The 23,443-nt window shown below is 51.8% G+C and carries 21 protein-coding genes; 3 read left to right on the plus strand and 18 right to left on the minus strand.

Translation table 11 applies throughout. The annotated features are described in order from the left end of the window. Positions 1–12: 12 nt before the first annotated feature. The 9 genes from Pr1d_RS15165 to Pr1d_RS15205 form a co-directional block, all read right to left on the minus strand. Complete coding sequence (locus Pr1d_RS15165; protein ID WP_148074313.1) at positions 13–696, minus strand: ABC transporter ATP-binding protein; 684 nt, start codon at positions 694–696, stop codon at positions 13–15. 35 nt (positions 697–731) lie between these two features. After that, the gene (locus Pr1d_RS15170) at positions 732–1,979 is read right to left on the minus strand and encodes an ABC transporter permease (protein WP_148074314.1); all 1,248 of its coding nucleotides are present in this window, start codon (positions 1,977–1,979) and stop codon (positions 732–734) included. A 99-nt stretch (positions 1,980–2,078) separates the two neighbouring features. After that, positions 2,079–2,744, minus strand: a complete 666-nt coding sequence (locus tag Pr1d_RS15175) for a carbonic anhydrase (protein ID WP_148074315.1) — start codon at positions 2,742–2,744, stop codon at positions 2,079–2,081. A gap of 177 nt (positions 2,745–2,921) precedes the next feature. Further along, on the minus strand, positions 2,922–3,152 hold the full coding sequence (locus tag Pr1d_RS15180; RefSeq protein WP_148074316.1) for a hypothetical protein: 231 nt from the start codon (positions 3,150–3,152) through the stop codon (positions 2,922–2,924). 1,093 nt (positions 3,153–4,245) lie between these two features. Further along, the gene (locus tag Pr1d_RS15185) at positions 4,246–4,800 is read right to left on the minus strand and encodes a hypothetical protein (protein WP_148074317.1); all 555 of its coding nucleotides are present in this window, start codon (positions 4,798–4,800) and stop codon (positions 4,246–4,248) included. Between the two features lie 101 nt (positions 4,801–4,901). Then, the gene (locus Pr1d_RS15190) at positions 4,902–5,561 is read right to left on the minus strand and encodes a hypothetical protein (protein WP_148074318.1); all 660 of its coding nucleotides are present in this window, start codon (positions 5,559–5,561) and stop codon (positions 4,902–4,904) included. 66 nt (positions 5,562–5,627) lie between these two features. After that, positions 5,628–8,804 carry an efflux RND transporter permease subunit gene (locus Pr1d_RS15195; protein ID WP_148074319.1) on the minus strand — a complete coding sequence of 1,059 codons (3,177 nt, stop codon included), beginning with the start codon at positions 8,802–8,804 and terminating at the stop codon, positions 5,628–5,630. Then, positions 8,798–9,202 carry a four helix bundle protein gene (locus Pr1d_RS15200; protein ID WP_148074320.1) on the minus strand — a complete coding sequence of 135 codons (405 nt, stop codon included), beginning with the start codon at positions 9,200–9,202 and terminating at the stop codon, positions 8,798–8,800. Before Pr1d_RS15200 ends, Pr1d_RS15195 begins: the two co-directional genes overlap by 7 nt. Positions 9,203–9,260: 58 nt before the next feature. After that, entirely contained in the window at positions 9,261–10,664 is a 1,404-nt protein-coding gene (locus Pr1d_RS15205) for an efflux RND transporter periplasmic adaptor subunit (protein ID WP_148074321.1), read from the minus strand. A 321-nt stretch (positions 10,665–10,985) separates the two neighbouring features. Here Pr1d_RS15205 and Pr1d_RS26075 point away from each other — a divergent pair, with 321 nt between their 5' ends. The 3 genes from Pr1d_RS26075 to Pr1d_RS15215 all read left to right on the plus strand — a co-directional run bounded on the left by Pr1d_RS26075 (position 10,986) and on the right by Pr1d_RS15215 (position 13,155). Next, positions 10,986–11,147, plus strand: coding sequence for a hypothetical protein (locus Pr1d_RS26075; RefSeq protein ID WP_210417729.1), 162 nt, complete (start codon positions 10,986–10,988; stop codon positions 11,145–11,147). A 673-nt stretch (positions 11,148–11,820) separates the two neighbouring features. Beyond that, entirely contained in the window at positions 11,821–12,687 is an 867-nt protein-coding gene (locus tag Pr1d_RS26080; protein WP_210417730.1) for a hypothetical protein, read from the plus strand. A 249-nt stretch (positions 12,688–12,936) separates the two neighbouring features. Continuing rightward, on the plus strand, positions 12,937–13,155 hold the full coding sequence (locus Pr1d_RS15215) for an efflux RND transporter permease subunit (protein ID WP_210417731.1): 219 nt from the start codon (positions 12,937–12,939) through the stop codon (positions 13,153–13,155). Positions 13,156–14,050: 895 nt separating this feature from the next. Here the strand turns inward: Pr1d_RS15215 and Pr1d_RS15225 are convergent. From Pr1d_RS15225 to Pr1d_RS15265, 9 genes are all read right to left on the minus strand, one after another. Next, a complete protein-coding gene (locus tag Pr1d_RS15225) occupies positions 14,051–15,457 on the minus strand; it encodes a TolC family protein (protein WP_148074323.1) in 1,407 nt (468 codons plus the stop codon). A gap of 66 nt (positions 15,458–15,523) precedes the next feature. After that, positions 15,524–16,666 (minus strand): ABC transporter permease, encoded by a 1,143-nt coding sequence (locus Pr1d_RS15230; RefSeq protein WP_148074324.1) that lies wholly within the window; start codon positions 16,664–16,666, stop codon positions 15,524–15,526. A gap of 2 nt (positions 16,667–16,668) precedes the next feature. Beyond that, positions 16,669–17,379: an ABC transporter ATP-binding protein gene (locus tag Pr1d_RS15235; protein WP_148074325.1), complete on the minus strand. Its 711-nt coding sequence runs from the start codon at positions 17,377–17,379 to the stop codon at positions 16,669–16,671. A 19-nt stretch (positions 17,380–17,398) separates the two neighbouring features. Beyond that, on the minus strand, positions 17,399–19,030 hold the full coding sequence (locus Pr1d_RS15240; RefSeq protein ID WP_148074326.1) for an efflux RND transporter periplasmic adaptor subunit: 1,632 nt from the start codon (positions 19,028–19,030) through the stop codon (positions 17,399–17,401). Positions 19,031–19,060: 30 nt separating this feature from the next. Then, a complete protein-coding gene (locus Pr1d_RS15245; protein ID WP_148074327.1) occupies positions 19,061–20,230 on the minus strand; it encodes an ABC transporter permease in 1,170 nt (389 codons plus the stop codon). Between the two features lie 32 nt (positions 20,231–20,262). Continuing rightward, complete coding sequence (locus Pr1d_RS15250) at positions 20,263–20,799, minus strand: hypothetical protein (RefSeq protein ID WP_148074328.1); 537 nt, start codon at positions 20,797–20,799, stop codon at positions 20,263–20,265. After that, complete coding sequence (locus Pr1d_RS15255) at positions 20,796–21,470, minus strand: heavy-metal-associated domain-containing protein (protein ID WP_148074329.1); 675 nt, start codon at positions 21,468–21,470, stop codon at positions 20,796–20,798. Before Pr1d_RS15255 ends, Pr1d_RS15250 begins: the two co-directional genes overlap by 4 nt. A gap of 907 nt (positions 21,471–22,377) precedes the next feature. Next, entirely contained in the window at positions 22,378–22,944 is a 567-nt protein-coding gene (locus Pr1d_RS15260; RefSeq protein ID WP_238476513.1) for a cation transporter, read from the minus strand. 64 nt (positions 22,945–23,008) lie between these two features. Continuing rightward, the gene (locus tag Pr1d_RS15265) at positions 23,009–23,425 is read right to left on the minus strand and encodes a thioredoxin family protein (RefSeq protein WP_210417732.1); all 417 of its coding nucleotides are present in this window, start codon (positions 23,423–23,425) and stop codon (positions 23,009–23,011) included. Positions 23,426–23,443 lie beyond the last annotated feature (18 nt).

A 23,443-nucleotide genomic window follows, 5' to 3' on the forward strand; every position in this document is an offset into this window, starting at 1 on the left:
CAAAGAGCATGTTTACGCGGCGGAAAGCCTGTCAAGTTCATACGTAACACCTTCGACAAGTTGTATCCTTTGCTTCGCGAATGCGGCGGTGCCTGCGTCCTGGGTGGCAATGATGATCGTTTGTCCGTTCCTGTGAAAATCACTGAGATAGCTCATCACTTGCTGGCCCGTTCCCGAATCGAGGTTCCGCGTCGGTTCGTCCGCAAGTATTACCTGCGGATCGTTCGCTAATGTGCGGGCCAGAGCGACCCGCTGTTGTTGGCCTGGGCTCAGTTCCGATGGCAGGTGGTCCGCTCGATCGGATAGCCCCACTCGTTCGAGAAGTTGGAGACCACGTTCTCGTTGCTCTTCCTCTGGCTTGCCAGAGAGCATTAGCGGAATCTGGACGTTCTCACAGGCCGACAGCCATGTCACGAGATTGACGGACTGAAAGACGAAGCCTATTTTATCGCTTCGCAGTTTGGTTCGTTCGTCAATCGACATTCCGTACAATGAGCGGTCCCCAAACAAGACGATGCCCGATGACGGAGCCAGCAACCCACCCAGAATCGACAGCAATGTCGTCTTGCCACTGCCGCTGGGTCCGACTATTGCAATGTAGTCATTGTCGGATACTTCAAGATTGCAGTTATCGAGTGCGGTCGCGACGTTGTGGCGACGCTTGTAGGTTTGAGTAACTGATTGAAGTTGGTACATGGGGAGACCCTTTCGCTATTGTGTTTCCTAGGATTTCAGCCGCGCTGGTGGCTGTGGCCTGCTTCATTAAGAAGCAGGCAAGGATCAACGACAGCTGCAAATGTGGCGGGCAGAAAGCTGGCGGCGATAGTAACTGTGACTGCATAGACGATGCCAACGAATAAAAGATGCGGCATTGGCTGAACAGAAACGCCTAACAGTTGTTGTCCTACGACCGCGGCGAGGGCGGTGCCCACAACGAACCCTCCTAGTCCTCCGGCCAAACCAAGCAGCGTTGCCTTGCCGAGGAACATTAGAATCACGAAACTGCGGCTGGCACCAAGTACCTTCAGCGTGCCGATTTCCTTCCGACGTTCGGTCACGTTGTGATACATACTGCGGGCGAGACTCATTCCTCCGACACTCAGCAGAATCGAGAGAGACACCCATAAAACGTCTGCCACCCGACCATTGACGGCGGCTAGTGCCTGCACTACTTGAGCGATGGTGATGATACGATACTCCGGAAGTTCGGCGGAAAGATTCGTCATCAAACTCTCAGCAGCGTCTTCGCAGCACGCCATGATCTCGATGGCGTTCACAACCGGCCCAGTACCGGACAGGTCCTGAACACTATGCAGGTGGGCGTATAAGCGGCTGTCGTCGATAGTACCTGTTGATGGGAGCACGGAGAGAACAGCAAAGGTTTCGCCGAGTACCGTTAGATCATCACCGACATTGACTCCCAATTGGGTAGCCAGATATTGCCCAAGAATCACTTCGCGTTCACCAAGTTCCTGGAGGTTCCTGCTCATGGCGAACGATTTCGGATAATTGGTTCCTGCATCGGCGTCAGCCTTTGTCCCACAGCAGCAATGGGCAGAGCCGACGGTGTTGATTGATCCAAGGTCTTGGCGATCTGACTTCGCGTGCAACTCGGATTGCGGGAGAATGCCTGTGAATAGGACGGGCACTGAATCGACATCCGATACCACGCTGAGAATTGGGGCAACGTTCTTTACTCCCGGCATTTTCGCCAGAGCCAGTCGCGAAGCATATTCGTCCGGCATCGTGTAGCCATGCACGTCGGCCGCGTAATAGTCCTGCAGGGTGACTGCTGGTGGCAACACCAACACGTTCGCTTTGAGGGATTCCATGTCCTCAGCGTTCTTCTGGTCGGAGGAGATCGTAATATTTCGACTCGCCACCATGGCCGTCACGCCTAGAGTGATCGCCAATAAACTGGGCAGCATTGACGATGGCCGCTTCCAAAGTTCTTTCCAAATCATTGATCGTAGTTTCATGGAATCCATCCCTAAGAAGATTGTTGAAGTGTTGTAAGTCACTTTCGCAATGTTGATAGAAAACAAATCGGAGTTAGATTATTTAACCAACTCTATATCTCAAGTAGAGACCCCCTCCATTGTTTCGCAGTTGGAATAGCTGTAAACTTGTTCGAGTGGAAGATATCTATGTAGCTGCGGTACGTAAACAGATACCTGCCCCGTCTCGAAGCAGTAGATCCAGCCGTGTAGTTTCAGCTCATGACGCGATAAAGCTGCTGCTACGGATGGATGCGTTCTAAGATTTTGCAATTGTACGATTACATTCTCCTCTGCAGCTTTGGTCACGCGCTCTTGATCATTCACGAGTTGATTATAGTTTTGATGAATGATGCGCAAGGTCGCTTCCGCATTAGCCAACCAGGCATGTACCGTTGGTGAATCACCACACTTTTCAGGATGGATGAGGCTGGTCATTGCCCCGCAATATGAGTGGCCGCAAATGATAATATCTGGCACTTTTAACGTAGCTACTGCATACTCGATCGTAGCTGCCTCTCCGCCATGAGCACTTCCAAAGGGCGGAACGAGATTACCGGCGTTTCGCAGAATGAACAATTCTCCTGGCCCTGTCTGCGTCAACAGGCTTGGGTGAATCTGCGAATCGGAACACGTAATGACAAGGGCTAACGGCTGTTGTCCCAACGTGAGCCGATGAAATACGTTCTGGTAATGACTGAAAATGTTCCTCTGGAAATAATCGATTCCATCGATAAGTTTTTGCATTGTCAATATCCTCCTGAAATGTGTTTCGTATTCTTACAATCTCTTATATGAACAATGAGTTTCAAGAAACTCTTAGAGCCTATTCCCAACACTTCCCGAAACGCTGCGATTACAGTGCTGACATTCGGTTCTGAGATATGTTCTTCGTCGGCTGCTTGGGTAGTGTTGAAGTATCCTTTAGATTGCCGTGGGACGGCGGAAGTTATACACATTCCGGCTCGCGGCGGAGATCTTCCGTGACATTCGATCATGCAAACTGTCGACCAGAGTGTCGAGCACTCCACCATAAACGATGACCTCGTCGATACCAGCCATGCTTAGCCACTGATCGAGCGCACTGGCTGGCTTAGGTGTATAGATCCAGACTGGCCGGCTCGAATCGACAAGTCGTAGTTTGGCGGACGTCAACCAAGAACTTTCATCAGGTTGTGTCGCACTGAGAAGTACCAGGTCCGGACTATTGCTAACTATCTGCCCTGCTAATTCAGTCGCATTTTCTGCCCTATAAATGACAAGACCTAGATGTTTCAAGAGAGAAGCAAGTGAGGCATACACTTCGTCACGAAACTCTGCTATTACAACTGAATTGATAGATCTGTTCGAACTTGCCTTTTGTGGACAAGTCGAATGCCAATTTCTGCTTTGGCGTGAGAAGCTCAGACTTCTAGCATTTCCTTCAAACTCGCGCAGGGAATTGTTAGAAATAAACATAATAAACTCCTTTTGAAACCTTTGTGTTTTGAAATCTTGGGACGTGATTGCTGTTTTCCACAGCTTTGGGAGATGATTGCCGCAGAACCGCATCGTTATTGGGATATGCAGATGCAGTTCTGTTGGCGAACTAGCGCAAGAAGCGGTCAACTGACGACTATTCTCGGAGCCATTCAGTAAGCCTAGCGCTTAGGCAATCAAATCAGCAGGCGGCACAAAAGAATGCATGCGTCTACCCGTGAATGGGAAATTACGAAAGAAGACAAGACAGAGGCGGCTCTCATCGGTTCTATTGTCATTTTCAGTTGCCAGAAGCAGCCGAAGGCGGCAAAGTCGGAGAGGGAGGACGAAGCTTGTCCAGACCGCGCCAGAGCAGTAAATGGTGTTTGATGGCATTGACAGCTGCAAGGCTGTTTATCATTCGGCTCACTTTTGCACTCGTTACCGCAGCATTTGCTGGCACATGCGGTACAACACAGTGATGCACCGGTTGCTGTGGTCGAGATTCTGCAGCTACTCGTGTCTCGACATCCTGAGCAGAGGCACTGTCCAGCAAGAGTTGCTGGGCACGGCATCCACAAGGCGAGGCAGACTGCCACGACGTTTCGAATTCTTCTGGCTCGATAAAACATACTGACGCTCAGATAGTGCCACGTAAAAAGTCGATTAATACAACTATCGACTAACATTACAAAGTCGCATGATCAAAAACATCTCTTCCTAAAAGCACACATTGATTGCTATCACGTATTCTAGATGTGCTCCTCATATAATAACTCGACGGAGTGACTCAGTGTTTGTGCCCTTCATGAGAGGCCTCTCCATGGTCGTGGTGAATCTCTCCACGATATTGTTTTCCACCGATTTCCACAGCAAGTTGTGCTTTTACATCTTCATGGTCGAGATCTTCGGCAAGTTCCTCTTCAGTTGAAGCAAACCGTGACGACTTGCCAGCCGGGTCGCTCGACTGTGGGCTGGCTTTCAGTGCAAACTGCTCAGCTTTTCCGTCGTGGCTTAGATTCACCAATATTTCAGTTGCATAAAGTGGCACGAGTTTCTTTGCAGCCGAGTCGAGAAGATAAACCGTCACCGTGTGGGTCGCATCGTCATGAACTATTTCCGCATGATATTCCTCATTGCCAAGCTCAACCAGGCTACCACCATGAGGGCCTTCGCTGGGATGGGCATGGTCGTCGTGCCCCGTTGCCACCGTGGCGGGTGGGCCTGCGGTCTGCGTACCATGAGACGCGGTTGATGGCTGAGACGAGTCGCTACCGCAACCAATTATTCCAACTGCAACAACGATGCAAAAGGGAATTTCTAACAAAGTGTATTGTAGGTTCATGATTAAACTCCTTCTGAAAATGAGTACAACTGTTTGACGTGAACTTTCGAATTCTGTTGAATGGGACTCTGCGGTAAGATCTCACGAAATGCCCTGTTATCTCAGTCCTCATGATTGGCTTCAAAGCCAGCCTTAGTAAGCCATTGTTGCCAATACTCAGCGTCTTCGTGTGTAGAGAGCTCTAAGTGCTTCCAATCAACACAACGAATTTGAATGCCTGGCTGACCAGTCTGCTGAGGTTCCTGCACTTCACATCCTAACCCCTTGGCAATCGCCAACAGTTCCTGCGAATCTAATTCGGGTTCAGGTTGCAATGTGGCCCAATTAGAAAGTCGGAACATTACTTCTTCATGTTCTTCACCGTGCTTGTTCTCGTCGTGATCATGTCCGTGCTCTTCGGTGTGGCCTGCTTCATGCTCAGCCTCATGGCCATGGAGCGTAGTAAAGCCAGCAGCCGTGAGCCATTCTTCCCACTGGTGTGCCAGTTCATCGCTGGCAACCGTCAAGGACTTCCACTTGGGACAAAGATAGGTAACAGCATCGTGTCCATTAGTTCCGGCGGGAGAGACTTCGCAGCCCAGGTTGCGGACTGCATCTAAGTGTTCACGGGCCTTTTGTTGATTGTCGAATTCCAACGTCATACTTTCCGGCAAACGATACGCAATCACAAATTCTTCATCCTGATGGGCGGACGATTGTGCATAGGCATTCGTTGATGCTATACCAAGCACAAGTGCTCCAAGTAGCATGGGATACTTCATTCTTTTTTCCTCCTTGTTTGGATTGCAGAACTCATATACAAATTGCCCAAGTCTGAGACGCCAGCCTTAGGTAAACTCTTCTTCTACTTCAAGAGCTATACGCTCCTGACCAGCCGCCACTACGCGGCGTGCAGAACCGATGCCTGTAGTCCAGAATAAAGCTGGACGCACGAGGAACTCCAACAGCGTACTGGATACCAGTCCGCCGATGATGACCGTGGCTACCGGGTACAAAATCTCTTTACCCGGCTCACCAGCGGCGAGGGCCAGCGGTACCAGTCCGATGCCCGAAGTGAGAGCTGTCATCAGTACCGGTGCTAAGCGATCCTTGCCGGCTCGAACTACCATCTCGCGTGTCCAGTCCTCCCCTTCGTACTTGACCAAATGCAGATAGTGGTTGATCAGCAGGATTCCATTGCGAGAGGCAATACCACAAAGCGAAATAAAGCCGACCATGCTTGCCACACTCAGCGTCTGCCCGGTGAGATATATCGACGCCACGCTACCAATGAAAGCCATGGGGAGCGCGACCATCACCTGTAAAGCAAGGTTTGCCGAATGAAACATTTTGTAGAGCACCAGGAACATACCGACTAGCGATACGACAAAGAGGATACCGATCAAACGCGATGCCGACTGCTGGCTTTCGAACTGTCCGCTATACTCGACGAAATAGCCTGATGGCAATTCAGCGACAATCGGCTGGAGTCGCTCCTTAATATCTCCCACAACGTCGACGAGTCCGCGTCCAGAAACATTGCATTGCACGACAATTCGGCGTCGCACTTGCTCGCGATTGACTGTGTTTGGACCGCCGGCTTTGTACACCCGGGCAACATCTTCTAGCTTCACGCTACCACCACCAGGTAAATCTATTTGAAGTCGCTTAAGGGCATTCAGGTCTTCTCGAAACTCTTCCCCCATTCGGACCATGAGATCGAAGGTTCGTTGTCCGTCGAGCACCTGAGAAACAACCTCACCTTGCATCGCGGTCTCAACGAATTCATTGACGTCACTGCGGCGGAGTCCGAACGCCTTGAGTTTTTGGCCATCTGCTTCAATTCTTAGTTGGGGAATGATCACCTGTTGTTCGACCTGCAAGTCGCGGATGCCCTCGATATCCGCAATAGCGGCCTGCATACCTTGCGCCTGACGGCGCAGCTCGTCCAGATCATCTCCAAAGAGCTTTATGGCAACTTGAGCCTTCACGCCTGAGAGCATGTGAGAAATCAGGTGCGCCAAGGGCTGTTCTACCGCAGTCACGATGCCGGGGATGTCCGCCAAGGCTTCGCTGATTTCTTCAATGACTTCTTCTCGCGAACGCTCGGTATTAGGGTTCACGGTCGCCACGAACTCTGTGACGTTGACTCCCTCGGCATGCTCATCGAGTTCGGCACGCCCGGTCTTCCGGACAAAGGCCGTCAAATCGTCGAGCTGGCTGAGACGCTCTTCCACACGTACCGCGACTTGATTCGAAGTGGCCAGAGAAGTACCGGGTGGCAAGAGCACATTGATCTGAACGGCCCCCTCATTGAAAGGGGGTAAAAAATCGCTCTCTAGTCGCAAGAGAGCCCAGCCTGAAATTGCTACCGCAATCATCGCTGTTGCAAGGATTGGCCATGCCAATCTCAAACTGATCCGAATGACCATGCCGGCGATTACTTTCAACCAGCGAAGAAGGAAACCGTCTCTTTCTTCGCCAGCAGTACTCGATCCACTCAGTAGCCAGTAGCTCAGTACAGGTGTTACCGTCAACGATACTAAGAGGGAAGATGCGATCGAGACCAAATAAGAGATGCCAAGTGGCGTAAAGAGTCTGCCTTCCATCCCAGAGAGGGCGAAGAGTGGCACGAATACTAGCATGACGATTACAGTGCCGTAAACAATCGAGTTGCGAATCTCAACACTTGCCTGAAATACCACCAAGAGTGGATTCTGAGGGGATTGCAATTGACGGTTCTCACGCAAGCGCCGGAATATATTTTCGACGTCAACGATGGCATCATCGACTAATTCACCAATGGCGACTGCCAATCCCCCTAACGTCATCGTATTGACGGAAAGTCCAAACGCCGCGAACACCATCGCCGTGATCACGATAGAGAGTGGAATTGCTGTGAGAGTGATCAGCGTGGTGCGGAGGTTCATTAGAAACAGAAAAAGGATGATGACGACCAAAATGGCACCATCGCGCAGTGCTTCCACGACGTTTTCAATTGCCAGATCGATGAACTCTTTTTGCTGGTACAATTCAGGAAGGATCCGGACGTCCGCCGGGAGAGAAGCTTGCATCTCCTCCAGAGCTGCAGTGACCCTATTGGTTACCTCGCGAGTGTCTCCTTGTGGCTGTTTTAAGATGGTGAGTACAACCGCTGTTCCACCGGTCATCTCGCCTTGCTCGTTACGGGCGTAGGCGGAACTATCGCCCCGCTTCACTTGCGCCCCTTCGACGATCCGGGCCACCTGCGAAAGCGTCACTGACTGCCGCTCCCGTTGTTTGACGACAACGTCGCCAATCTCCTCCACTGTTTTCACGCGACCGAGTGAGCGCACCAAATACTCGTTCGGGCCTTGTTCGTCCAGGTAGCCACCTGCCGTGTTTTGATTACTTTGTTGTAGGGCCGTTTTTACTTCGTGCAGGGAAACTCCGAACCGCAATAACATGTCCGGATCTACCAACACCTGAAACTGCTTGCGATCCCCCCCCATGACGATCACTTGGGAAACTCCTGGAATTGTCAGAAGTCGTTGACGCACAACCCAGTCGGCCAAAGTCCTCAGTTGAATCGGAGTAGTATCACCCTCAGCGGTCATGCCGATCATCATGATTTGACCCATGATCGACGAAATGGGCATCAATTGAGGTTTAGCTCCGGGTGGCAATGTATCGGTTGCGATGGCCAAACGTTCAGCCACGATCTGTCTGTCGTTGTAGATGTCCGTCCCCCAATCGAATTCGACGTAAACGACCGACAATCCGATACCTGAGGAGGTCCGAACCGCCTGAACACCTGTGGCACCGTTGAGTACCGTCTCAATCGGGAACGTAATAAGCGTTTCCACTTCTTCGGGGGCCATCCCGGAGGCCTCCGTCATAACCACCACACGAGGACGGTTGAGATTGGGGAAGACGTCGATGGGAAGCTGCAAGGCTTGCCAGCCACCATAGCCCAAGAGAAACAGCGCAGCCGCAATGACCAGAAGGCGGTTCAGCAGCGCGAAGCGAATGATTCCATTTAGCATAGGGACGTGTTGGGGGTTGAGATTTTAGGGGGAATGCTTTTCGAACGTTTTTCGAGTGATGAACTTAGATCACTTAGCATGCGTGCCAATTCTTCGCACAATGCGTACACAGTAGCGAACGTGGTTAGCGATACCAGATCTCGCCGACGTACCACTTCTAATAGTGAAATAGTCTTCATGAGGCTGCCATATGCCACCGAAACAAAGTGAGCAAAATCATTGTTTGTTACTCTTTCGCAACCCACTGCAATGTTGGTTGGGATGGAGACGACTGCTTCGTACAGGTGGCTCGACAATCCATACATCTCATCATGGGGAAGGTTTTCGATCACTTGGTAAATTACATCTGTCAGTTCGATGGACTTCGTCCACACGTCAAGTTTTTCAAAAGTGAACATAATCGGATGCTCTCTAACTTTTGTACAGTTCGTGTTTCTCAACACTCGACTCTCCCGCCTAATGGTTGTGACCTGCGTGAGGATCGATGCCGCCCCCCGCTTTGTTCTTAAGTGCTAAGTGCATCTGGTAAGCACCGTTGCCAGCGATTACATCCCCTTGGAAAAGCGCTCCATCATTTGCGACGACGACCGAGTCTTGATCCCGATAAAGTACCTGTACGGACACTTGATCGAAGTGGTCACCATTTTGCCGGTAGACATACGCTTCGGCCCCTTCATCGACTACGGCTGTCGTGGGCAATACCAACTGGTCTTTCCACGTCTCAACCGGTACTTTGAGCTGCATACGTTGGCCAGGCTTGTAAAACCATTCAACGAATCGTTTACCAGCCGATGTGGATTTATCGAGCGCAATTCTATTTTTAAGGCGTAGGTAAACCTTAAAGGCCCGTGTATCGGGGTCGATCTGATCGGCTACATAGAGCACCTCCAGATCAGAAATTTCAGCGCCGGGTGAATCGTTCACAAGTAAATTGGCCGTCACATGCCGGCCCTGTTCAGCGGCACGTCGGATTTGAGTTGCATCATCCTCGAAGGCCAATGCTTCGATGTGTAGTTCGCAATGATCGGCGAGCACTGCCAATTCACGACCTGCATCCACTTGCTCTCCTTGGGCAACTCCCAATCTCTGGATTTGATATGGGTGATCTTCTGCACAGCCGTCTCCGTTGTGAGTATGTGCTGGAGCCCGTATCGTGATCATTTGCAGAAGCTGTCCGGAATTGCGTATGTCCTTGACCTGTTCTTCGCTCAGTCCATGCAGCAGCATCGCCTGAGCTTCAGCACGAAGCGATGCCTCCAGCTTTTGTTTTTCATATTCTTGTTCAAGAACTCGGCGTCCTGCGATGACCCCCGCATCCAGTGACTTCAACCGCGTGATTTCGCGGTTTACGATGGCTAAATTCTCAGAAGTGCGCAAGTAGTCACGTTGTGCCGCGACCAACTCCTCATGGGTCAGGCGCATCTCAAATAAAGGTTGGCTCGGTTCAATCGCTTCGCCGTCGACTGAATGAATCTCAGTGATTACACCTGTCAATGGGGCCGTAACATGGGCCTGGGAACGTCCCGGTCTCTCCACGACAATTGCTGGTAACGAAAGCTTCTTGTCGTATTGAGTCGGCTTGACCGCGAAAGGCTCATATCCGATATTCTTCAGGCCCTTTTCACTTAATTCGATCGAGGCTGCTTCATTGTGACCCGCATGGTTGTGGTCGTGCTCGTCTTCGTGCGCAGCTTCTTCTGCGGCAATCGCAGCCGGCTTTGCAGATTCAGAAACCAAGCGCTGGACCAATGGCCACCATTGACCGCGCGTGAATGTAGCGGCAATCGTGACACCAATCACAACGGCACCCAGCACGAATAGTTTGTAGCGTTTCTGATATTGAGTTGTCGGCTTAGACATATGGGTTTGTTCCACCTCCAAGAATGCCAATACAAGCACCCTTGGTCGAGGACTGTGAGAAACTTCTGGAATAATCCTGAGGGGACGAACGCCACGCAGGCATGAATTGCTCCAGGCTATCGCCCAAGCAGTTTACCTAGAGGCATTACAGCGAGAGTCGCTGCTATCAGATCAAGAGAATGCTCAGCGCAAGGTGCGAGCGCACTGGCAGCCGTGGAGGCGACTGCGTAAGTGAGGACAATAGAGTTCGTGAGAGATTATCACAGCCCTGCAGAGAGAATTCGTCGCAAACGAGAATGTCATTATTGAACGGAGACGTAAATGAGAGATCCAAACTGCCCGACGAAGTCAACCATTGGCAATTTGCATGGTGACAGTCGTGGTCCTCACCAGGAGCGTGGTTACAAGGGGCTGTCGGAGCATTACCTTCGTGATGATGCGAATGTGTTGCCTCGTGGGAGTCGTGTTCAAACTGGTCTATAGAACCTACTTGACAAGCTGGATGGTGATCCGCATGAGCGCAGCATCCCATGACGGCATGTCCGAGTACACTGAAAACAGTAAGTACGACGATTAATCGATTCATAAATATCTGAATAAATTAAAGTAAGGCAGCAGTCCGAAGATAAATTATCGCCTTCCTCGGAAACTACGTCTATGGCAGTTTCCCAGTTCACTTAGATGAATGGGGTCCTACCAGCCACTATTTCTCAATTATCGGCAGTGAATCATCTCCAACTTCAATAAAGCGGGTGCTAAGCAATGGAATCGCCCATCCAGCTGCGTCATTTGAGGCAATATAATTAACGCCCCAGGTGGAAATAGGCTTTGAGAAGCAGCGGAGGCCTACGATTCTAACTTGTTATTGTACAAGTAGTTAGTGCAATCAAAGCTAGCTCGCGACATGATGCTAGTCAGTTTGGGGTCAACTGGTCTGGAACTGGAATGCATTGCACCTATTCCCACAATCTGCTGATTTATATTTTACCTGTCGCTTGCTGTGTATAATTCTCCTTTAGGCGCTTTCATGAAGCGCATTTCAGTTGCTTTAAGCCGTACATTCGGACGCAATCTGTCACAAGATAGGTGGCAAATTCCCTTTGGTAGAGGTTTATCTAGTGAACAACGGTCGATATTGGCCGAGGAGGACAGACAAATGAGAAAGAATTTCCTATCGGCGATTGTGTGTTTCATGGCGATCACTTCGCTTTTTTGTCAATCGCAGGTTGTAAGGGCTCAGCACGGACACGGTGGACACAGCGGACACGGTGGACACAGCGGACATGGTGGACATGGTGGACATGGTGGACATGGTGGACATGGTGGACACAGCGGACATGGCGGTCACAGACATGTCGATGTCCATGTTGGAGGTGGATACGGACATGGAGGTGGATACGGGCACTTCGGTGTCCATCTAGGCCATCGTTATGTGGTGCCTCACTATAATCATCATTACCATGGAACGTACTGGGTAGATTCGGGGCGTTACTACTACCAGCCACAGACGTATGTTGCGGATGCAGGCACTTATACCGTATCCAAACCGATCGCGGTCGAATTTGGCAGCTTGACACAAGTCGCCGACTTGTCTGGTCGTTTGGAGCAGCTTGCCAACGAACTATGCCTCGACATGCATTACAACTATGCTCCCAATTCCGGGTTTGCTCAGACGTACCGTGAAGCTTATCAGATTTATGAGTCTACCAAATACTTATCCGCTCTAGACAACCAGCAAGAGCGTGACGAACTTGCACTGCAAGTACAAAATCTTGATCCCTTGTTTCATCAGGTTCAGAGTAAAATTGTAGGGTGGAACCGACAACATCAGCGTCAGATTGGACAAGGAGGTATCCTCAGCAAAATGGAACTGATGGAAGCACTATTACATCACCTCATGTATGACGCTGGCATCAATCCCCATGACAAACAAACCGTAGAACTAGCCCCACCCCCGGCAGAAATCGCGCCACCGCCGACCGTACTTGATGTGGAGACTTCCCCGCCACCGAGCTTGCCTTAAGGATCGCAATCAGACACGTATCTCTGTTCATTCACCTCTCGTGCGATAACGAGCAGGGTGGACATTCGAGTTCTAATCGCTACAATACACTTCTATTAGATGGTCGGTGGATACCTGCGACGATGCAATGACGCGTCTTAAAGTCTGACACTCCACGAAGCGACATTAGCACATCTTAATTATTAGCGTGTGAATCAAAGTCTTTTAATTTTTCGCACGCTCCCGATACTGCCTATTCCAGAACCCCTCATGAGCAATATCGACGCGGCATACCAGGGATCGCTAGATCGTGTGCGCCCGGTGCTAATGACCGCGACTATCGACGCTTTGGGCTTCATCCCGATGACCGTTTCGATCACTTCCAGCACGGAAGTTCAAAGACCCCTGGCCACGGTGGTAATCGGTGGCGTGGTCACGTCTATTTTTGCTGACTTTGCTCGTCCTGCCGGCCATTTACAGCTGGTTTGAACCGAAAGACGAAGTAGACGTAAAAGTGTGAGCAATGCAGGCGAAGTATCCACCCGAATTCAAGTAGCAGGGAAGTTGATTTGGTTAGCAGATGCAACATCAGAAAGTGATTAGGATACCAACGAGAGAGTGTTACATGAAAGGTGACAAGAGGCGAAGATTACCGAAGCTCACGTGGAAGCAGTGCCTCGCCAGGGGAATGTTTGTCCTCGTATTTGGAGGGTCGTTTTTCGCGTCCCTTGCCATGCACGTATTCAGTCATCCAGATGTTCCTCACATATTGGTCTTCGTCTTGTTAATAGGAGGAGGTAGTTATTTGTTTTGGATCAACTGGAAACCGAATTAGCTGCCGTCAGCAAGTCTTGGCAGTTGCAGGACAGCCAGTGCCATTGATCTTTCCATAAAACATCCTCTAATCACGTCGCCGGCTATTTGAGATCGTGTATTGTGACTTGACAGGCTGAAAAATGTTATCAATGGCAACATCCCGATGAACAACCCGATGAGGAAGAACCCCTTGGGGATGAATAACCCGAGCCAGACGAAGCACCGTAGGAACTTGCTTGTGGGCGATATGCTTCACTCGACTCCATCTTCTCATCTTCAGGCCGCAAGTAGGCCGCTAGGTTCGGGTCCATCGGCGGAATATTTTCGTTGATCGAAGACACAGGAACACTAACTGGGGTCGGAGTCTGCAACGCGGCTACTGGCGGCAATGACTTTTTGGTACTACGGCAGCCAACCACGATGGCTATTCCTACCAGGGAGAGCGCGATTCTATAGAACAATGGTTTGTGGTACATGGGATTCCTCCATCGAACTCGTTTAAGAGGGGAAGCGGCAAATCTAACGGAACCAAGTCATCCTTTTGTACTATTCAAGATTATCAAGCAAGTTAATCTGTTGGTGTAGACAGGCTTTTTGTCAAAAGTAAACCATCAATTTCTGTCCAGCTTTGCCACAAGGCATTGAGCGAGTCGAGGTAAGCGAGATTCGTTTGCATGTAGGTCTTTTGGGCGGTGAGCAGGTCCAAATAACCTAACTCACCCAGCGAATAGCCGCGTTGTACAAGATCGAATGTTTTTACTGCACGCGGCAGAATCTCGTTGGCGTAGGTATCCGCTTGGGTTCTGGCATTGGAGTATTCACGGAAGGTGGTAGCCAAGCGGTTTTTCAAGTCGAGTGCGACACGGTCAATGTTTTGCGAGGCGACGGATATTTCTGCTTGGGCCTGACGGATGCCACCCTGGTTCTTATTCCAGATTGGCAAAGGGATCGTAGCTTGGATACCGGCGATCGTGTAGTCGGTGCTATTGTCGTATTGGACAGTAAATTGGGTGTTGACATCGGGAATCGGTTCGACGCGAGCCCGTGTTAGAGCCCGGCGGGAACGCGAGAGTTCCGCCATCGCGGCTGCCATCTCGGGGCTCAAAGTGGTGATGCGCGCGAGGGTTTCGTCCCAATCAAGTTCGTTCGGCAAGGTTTTCGGATCGCCAACTAACTTTTGGGGGGGCAGGTCCAAGTCACCTACTACTGCGGAGAGTTGTTGCCAGGCGCCGATGAGTTCGTTCTCGGCCATGCGGTGGATGATCTGGGCGTTTTGCTGTTCGACTTCTGTTTGCAGAAGCCCCGCGAGCGGGATCTCTTCGGCGTCCAAAAGGCTCTGCGATGCTTTGACCGCTTCGCCTGTTGCCTCTAGGAGCGTATTTGCAGTCTCGATGCGCTGCTGTGCCACGAGGGCTCGATAGTAGCTGCTGCGGACATCGGTGAGGACGCGACGTTGTGTGGTGCGAAGTACATGCTCGGCCTTGTCGATTTCGGCAGCGACAATCGCGCGATTCTTGTCGAGCTTGCCGGCGGTAATGAACTCTTGGCCGGCATAGGCGCCCTGTTGGCCAGACAGGCCATCTTGGCCGACTTCGCTAGCGGCATAGCCAACCGTAGGGTTAGGTGGCAGCCCCACTTGCACATACTTGCCTCGTAAGGCACGGACCTTGGCCGAGGCTTGTCCCACGGAGGGATTGTTTGCCAGTGCTAGCTGCTCGATTGCATCAACGGTCAAGCCATCACTCTGAGAAAGATCAATCGGGGGAGTTGGTATCAACTCAGAGTACTCATCGGCAAGCAGCGACTCGGGTTGACTGACTTTAGAGTCTATCTCTGTGTAGTCCACCTGCTGAATGGAATCGTGATCAGTGCTATTGGTAGATACTGCATTTACTGCTGGAGAACTACCGGGTGCAGATACGCACCCTGCAAGCAATGCCAGCAACCAAACGTATTGTTTATTGATTTGGGTCATCCTTGACTCCTCCTTGCAATTGTTATCGGTCACCGCTTGCGATCTTCGCTAAGCAGATCTTGTTCGCTAGGCGTGCCGTAAGGCGGATACTATTTCCGTCCTCGATGCCTGCCAGCCGGGGGCGATGCCAGCCAGGATACCGACGACGATGGCCACCAAGACCCCTTGGATGGCAAGTACGAGTGATGGTTCAAACGCGATCGTCACCCCTTCGGCAGCGACAGACATCCCTGACGACGACAACAGTAATGTGCTCCCCACGACGCCCAGGATGCCTCCTAATGTGCTCAGCAGCAAACTCTCGGTGAGTACCAGCCCAAAGACGCGAAGCGGTCGCAGTCCCAAGGTTTGCAGAACGGCGTGTTCTTTGATGCGATCTTGGACGGCCATCACAGTGGTGGTCGCCACGAGCGACAGCACCAGGCCCACACAGGCGTAGCCGAGCCAATGGACAAAGCCGATGAGTTCTGCCAGGTCAGCGAGGGTGTCGGCCTGGAACATCCCTTTGGTGCGGGTGGTGGTGGCCACGGGGCCGGACTTAAACTCGGCGTCGATTTGTTTGGCAATCTTCTCAGGATCGGCTGAATCGTTGAGGTGGACTTCTAATTGCGTCACAGTGCCAACCTCGTTTGCTCCACGAGCACGCTGCAGGAATTCAAGTTGCGTGAAAATTAGATTGTTTTCAGCGGCGGACGTTGATTGAAAGACACCGCGAATAACGACCGACACGTCGCCGATGGTGAATTTATCTCCGACACTCAAGCCCCGCCTCGTGGCCACGTCCGCACCGACTAGCGCCGCATCATCTTGCGCAGCAAACGAGGAAAAATCACCGGATTGCAGATCGAAGTCGCGCCACGCTTTCATTTTCTCGGGGGGCATTCCCTGAAAGACGATTGAATCGAGACTCGCGCGGCAGTTGTTGGTAAAAACTTTGATTGCTACGACATCCTGAACTCCCGACATTTTAGTGATGGTACGTTCATAATCTTGCGGCAATCGACTACTTTGCGGGCAGAAGCGGTTTTCCTGAAATACAATGAGTGTACGACCGGCGTCGTCACCAGCGGTGAGCGCGAGCAAGCCTTGCTGCACGGCACCGATAAAACAGAACACCAGCAGTGCGACCGCCGTGCCACTCACCGTGAGCAGCGTGCGGGCGCGATGTCGCCAGAGGCTTTTGAGGACGTAAGGGATGAATTTATGCATGTCTAAGCCGTCCTTAGTTGAGCAGTTTGTGTTTCTTTACCGTTTTCAATCAGTCGGCCACGTTCAAGGCGAATTTGGCGGCGAGCCCGTGACCCAGCGTCTGCGTCATGGGTTACCATCAGCAGAGTCATGCCGAGTTCATCGTTCACTCGCTCCAGTAGCAGCAAGATTTGTTCAGTCGTTTCGTCGTCTAAGCTGCCGGTTGGTTCATCGGCGACCACCACGGTCGGATTGGCAACGATGGCCCGTGCGATACCAACCCGTTGCTCTTGACCACCTGACATTTGGCGGGGGTAGTGCGTGGCTCGCGAGGTGAGATCGACCGCTTCGAGGGCGATCTCGACCCGTTTACGGCGTTCGGCTGCCGACATGGGGAGCAGCAATAGTGGCAACTCCACGTTTTCATAAGCCGTAAGGACAGGAATCAAATTATGTGTTTGAAAGATGTAACCGATATGGCGGGCCCGCCAATCGGCCAGCTTGCCGCGTGAGAGCTTCGTGATGTCGGTATCGGCAATGACGATCTCACCAGAAGTTGCCACGTCGATCCCGGCGATCAGATTCAACAGCGTACTCTTTCCAGAGCCACTGGCACCCATCAGCGACACGAAATCCCCCTCATTAACTGAAAGGCTGACTCCATCTAGTGGGCGGATTACTTCTTCGCCGTTGGCGTATTCTTTGGTGACATTGGTTACTGTGACTAATGACATAACTGGGCTCCTTTGGGGGCTAGCTACCTGTTTGAGGGGCTTGGGCGGTGCGCGCGGCAGGCTGGCCGCCTCGCGTGTTCCAACTGCCGCTCGAAAGGGTACGATCCTCGCTGGTAACGCGAACGCGCGTCCCTTCGACAACCGACTCTCGACCAGCAACGATTAGTTTGTCAGTGGGCTGAAGTCCACTCGTAATTTCAACTAAGCCGTCGTCGGTGGCACCCCGACCCACTTCCACGGCTTTACGTTTGGCGGTGCCAGCGGTAAGGTCCGCTACCCAGACATTTGAGCCACCTTCACCTGTCGTTACCAACGACTGCGGTACAAACAGCTTTAGTGGCGACTCACCTGGTTCTTGTTCCACGATAGGCGACGGGGGTGCGAGAAACGTCACTTTGCCTAGCATTTCCGGCTTGATTACCGCAGGGGGGGTTTTGACGGCAACCTTGACTTGTAACGTGTTCTTTTGAATATCCGCGAAAGTTGTGACGGAAATCACCTCCCCTTCAATCAGCGAAGCAACAGCCGCTGTTTCTATTTGTGCTGGCTGCCCGATTTGCACTTGTGGCACGTCTTCCAATCGCACATCAACTCTCACCTGGAGATACTTAGGATCGTAGAGCCCGACAACAGCACTCGATCCCTGGCTCGTCGAACTGCCAACACCTGTGAGCCATTGGCCGGGACGCGCATCGAGGCTCAGCACACAGCCGTCAATCGGTGAGCGGACGATCATTCTCTCTAGTTGTAATTCAGCGATTTCAACGCGGAGCCGTGTTTGGTCGGCTCGTGCGTTCGCTACTGCTAGATTGGCCTCGGCTTCCGCCAGCGCACGCGTCTCCTCCGTCAAGAGTTTGAGATTCTCAGCCAGCGCGTCTCGCTTTTGACTTAAAGATCTGAATTGGGAGCGAAGCATGGGCTCGCGCGCAACTAGCTCATTGAAGGTATTGGTCGCAGTAGCTAATTCCGCACGCGCTTCGCGGAGGATTCGTCCCGTAACCGCTGCTCCTGCACTTTCTTTCCGACGGACGTTTTCTTCGGCAAGGTGCTGACGAGTTTTTGCCGCTTCGAGGGCATAGGGAAGGTTGCCCAGCGCAAGCTCGGTCTTGGAAAGCAACGTTTCGGCATCAGCAAGCGCCGCTCGTAGACTCAGTGGCTTGGCAAAATTAGTCTTGGCCGCTACCAGGGCAGCTTCAGCTCGACGAACTTCGGCTTCTTGCAATGTATGTTGAGCTTGGGCCTCCGCGAGCGCAAGTTTGGCATCGATGTCGATCAATTTGGCGACCGGCTCACCTTTATCGACATGTTGACCTTCGATGACCAACATCTCTTGAATCACTCCAGCAGCGAGCGACGATGCGACGACAGGGGTCGGTCGCGGTTCGATCCAACCGGCGGCTTGAAACAGGGGCGTCCCTTCTTGCTTGATTTCTGCTCGACTCACGACCACCGGGGTGATTGTGATCGATTGGGCAGGCAGAAAACTATCGCGAGTTGCCCAGGCAAAAAGGCCTACAAACCCAACCAGGATACCACCGGGCAGCATATATCGCGTCAACCAAGATCGCTTGAACTTGACGGGCGACTTCGCCGGCTGGTCACGATTGACGGCCAGTTGACTAAGGTCAAGTTGAGTTGCGGTATTTGTCATGATATTTTCGGAACCTCTTCCGCTACCTTCTTAGATTGACTTGATTGCTTCCACGACCGGTAGCCGCATAGCCTTGACTGCCGGAGGAAGTGCTCCCACAACTCCCAACAACGCAGCAACACCACAGGCCACGGAAATGCCAACACTGTCGACCTTGAGCATGAATGCTCCCATGGTGAAGCGAACCGCCGCACCGTCGACCAACCAGAGCCCAACAATGCAGGCAAATAATGCCCCCGCACAAGCCAACAGTGTCGCCTCTTGTACAAGAGTCAGCAGGATCGCGCGGCGTCGAAATCCGAGAGCCTGGAGTGTGGCCAGTTCACGCACTCGACCGACGACGGCTCCATACATCGTGTTGAGTCCCGCAAAAATTCCTGACCCAGCCACCAAAGCCACTACCACCCAACCCAACATCCGCACGGGCTTATAATGTTTTTGTAGGCTGGCGTAGTAAATGGATTCTGACACGGCCTTGAGTTCCAGATCGATCCTTTCGCGACAGAACAGGTCGACATCGGCGACACGTTCAGGCGAATCCATGCTAACTGCTACCAGGCTAAGATCTTGTCGCTTGAGGGTTGTTTGCAGTTCGGCCAAGGGTGCCCAAATTTCTGATTCGAATGCCGAACCAGCAGCAGTAAAGTGGCCACTGATCGTCCACGTATGACCGTCGAATGTCACTTGTTGACCGATCGAGAGGTCTTCTTTACTTGCTCCCAATTTTGAATGTGCTAGCCGTCCGACCATGACTTCGCCTGTTTGCGGCCAGGCACCCTCGACAATCTGCACTTGTCCACGTACCAAGGGTGCAGTCGTCGTCACACCACGTACCAACCCCATGCCTGGCTCGGTCATGTTGGCCGTCGTGATGCGGGTCCCGAGATAAAGCTCGGGTGAAACATATTCAACGCCATGTTGGCGCCGGACTCCATCGACACTCGCCGCCAACAAGGCCGGAGTTCGCCCGGGGATTGATGAATTTTCAATATCCGCCGCAGACGACAAAGCATAGATCAGAACCACGTTCGGATTACCGGTGGCAGCGAGTGACTTTTCGAGTCCCCGAATGAATCCCACGACGACCAGCACCAAGAGAACGACAATCGTCAATCCTCCTAATGTCAGCACACTCCGGGATGGTCGGCGAAACAAATTCCGCACTCCGTAGTCCCATGGTAAGAGTCGTTGACCAAGCATAGTATGTTCTCTTTGTCTTCTAGGATTGTAGATTAACGACGAATAAATACACGATTGGCCAACATGACGAAATTACCGCTCTCATCCTTCTGGGCACGCCCTTCAACAACGACCATGTCCGCTTCTTTGACTCCGAGCAATTGACGGGAATCTACGGAAACCAGTTTGCCTTCGGCATCGACGACCTTCACCATGGCGGTACAAGCCAATCGTTCCGTAGCACAGCAATCTCCTGTGCATAGTTCTCCTTCACCAGAGTCTTCCCCTTCAGCCACGACGCTCATGGAGGCGTCAAGCAAGGTAAAGGCAGCGCGTCCTTCGATCCATGGATTGGTCGAACCACCAATGCGTCCGACCATAACAAGCGGCTTGCCGTCCTCGGCCTCTTCGCGAGCTGCGATCACACCCACGGCACCCTCCGGTTCCTCAGTGAGCAGGAACTTGCTGCCGTCGATACTTACTGCGGTAGCGTGTATAGCCGTTGCAGTTGAATCTACAGAAGTTCCACAACCGATAACGATTGGCAAACTAAGCAGGGCAAAAATAGTCAGTAAGTCAAATGATTTCATCTTTGAATTCCTTGGTTATTTGGTTGGTGAGCTTGTTGGTTGGTTCGGGAGGTGTTGGGGGCTGACCACTCGATATCAAATCGGCCATAGGATCCCACGATTGCCATAGGACGCTCTTGGACACCTGTGACTGCCCCGATCAATACCCAAGGTGAGATTTCCTGCTGGCTGGTAACCACTAAAGTGTTCTGCTGGGCACCGGCGTTCACCTTTTCCACGCCTTGGGTAGCGTAGAGTTGGTTGGCAATTTTCTGGGCACGACCCTCGTGGTTAAGATTCTCAACCACAACGTAACTTGTCGAAGCAGACGGCAATTGGCTCTTTTCGAGCGATTCAGGGGGAGTCAGCGTAAAGGTTGCTCCGGCAGTTGTCAGTTTAGTAGGGCCACCCTTACCGGCAGCGACAGCCTGCCAAAGTTGTTCCAGCGTTGCCCCCTTTTGCTGAGAGACCGTGACTACGACCGTTCTGTCTTTGAGATTGGCTTTGACGCCCGTCACACCTGGGGCAGCATAAAGCTGGCCAGCGACTTTCTGTACGCAGCCTTTGCAGCACATGTCGGCTGCCACGATTTGCACTTGATAACTGCCTTGAGGGACCGTTGCTAAGGCATGGCTGCTCCCCATGAGAACTGCCAGAGAAATACATAGCAAGTAGGTTTTAATTTGGCGCATGATGTTCGTTCTCCATCCATTACGGGTTTAGAAATCCATTTCGAAGTGCGCATCACTAGCTGACTGATTGATTGCGATGATGCGACAGCTAGACGATGTCGATGTAGTTGTAGTTGAAGGTAGTTTCACGCACAGGAATTGGTGCGATAGCAACCTTTAAGAATTGTCGCGCATGATGACACGACAGAAGTTCGCCGCAAAATCAAATCAGAAAGCGGCAGAGATGGGCGCAGCGCTCGGGAGAAGATTCAACCATCGCCTCATTGGCCCAGGCTGAAATATGCAAAGAAGCCGAATCGCAGTTTGCAACTGCGCTAACGGATACAGTACCCCCCACGAAACCTTGCAGTAATAACTCGTTTGGCTCAGGAGCGCTGCGTGGCAATTCTAAGGGCTGCGGTGCCTGATGGCACCAGCACTCGGGAGGACAGGGACAAGAGCCATTTTGACTCCCGCTGCAATCTTCAGAACCACTTGGCTTGTCCGCGTTGCATCCATGCGAGTGGGAGCATGAATGAGTCACTGCGCAGTGATGTTCGCAACTGGTAACCGCAACTGCGGCGGCCTTGCAACCACCCAGTTCGCAGAGCCAATGTGCCTGCTGAAAACCAGACGACAATGCCAGCACTACCCCCAAGAGGGCTATGGCTCGCTTCGAGTTGTCGTAATGGCGAAACACTATCGCTGGCTCCATACTACATGAGCAGATTGTTCAACTCTATCTGAATCGGCACATTTGGACTGTGCAGCTTAACCGATCCTGGGATTTCGGACAAAGCCATTGTTCGCTCTACTAGCATTGCTTAAATTGCAAGCAATGCAGCCCCTGCAACGTTTTCGACCAACATTGCCTGGCAGTCGAACAATGCTACCAGCTGACGTATGTTGTCGATGACGTGTTGTATTCTCACACATCTTCACTCTGCTGGGACGAGTAGACAACTTGTCTGGCTTCGCTTGCATCGGACAGAATTTCCCATCCCCCCTTGATAACGATGCAGACTACGACAAATCCAATCAGCAAGTCGGGGAGTTGGGACTGAAAAAACATCACTGCGATGCCGGATAGGACGATGCCAAGATTGGCAATCATGTCATTGGTAGTAAATATCCACGAAGCTTTTAGATGAACGCCTTCTTCGCGATGAGAATGTAGCAATCGCAGACACCACATATTGCTCCCCGCATTGACGATCGCCACAATGATCATTGCCCAGCCGACTGGTTCGGAACCTGTTACAAAACGCCGAACGACGTCAACCAGCAGACCAATTGCCAACGTAATCAGCAAGACGCCCGAGAGCTTGGCGACTCGCGATTTTGCGGTCGTCGAACGGCCCACCGCGTACAGACTAGCGAAGTAGACGAACGAATCGCCGAGGTTATCGAGTCCCGCACCCAACAAACTCGTAGATTGAGCGATGAAGCCGACGATTCCCGCAAGCAATGCCTGGGAAAAATTTATGAGCAGCACCCAGATGAGCGTTCGCCTTTCAGACTTGTTGTCTTTGTCTTTTCGTTAGTTTTCGAGTCGTCGTTCATCGCTGAGCTTTACTCCGATCCTTTGTGTGAACTTGCAGCACGTCCATCACCTCGTCTTTCGATTGCAATCCGACAATTCGTTGAGTTTCAGTGCCGTCAACGAAGACCAGCAGCAATGGATATTTATCGATTTTATATTTCTGTTGGGTGAACCGATTGTCTTCGATGTTTAGTTCAGCGACTTTCATGACGTCGGCTAGATCTTCAGCGACTTCGCGGATGGTAGACTTCATTGCGATGCAGGGTTGACACCAGGGTGTCCACATATCGACCAGCACGGGGAGTTCGCTTTCGATGACCTCGCATTGAAAGTTGGCGTCGGTCAACTTGATTGGGGCAACTCCGCTCAGTCGAGCTCTCTCGTCCGGCGATAGCGACGCGCTGCGGTCGCAACCGAACAAAGCAGCCGACAAGACGCCAAACGTTAATAG

It is taken from the genome of Bythopirellula goksoeyrii (assembly GCF_008065115.1).
Taxonomy (GTDB): domain Bacteria; phylum Planctomycetota; class Planctomycetia; order Pirellulales; family Lacipirellulaceae; genus Bythopirellula; species Bythopirellula goksoeyrii.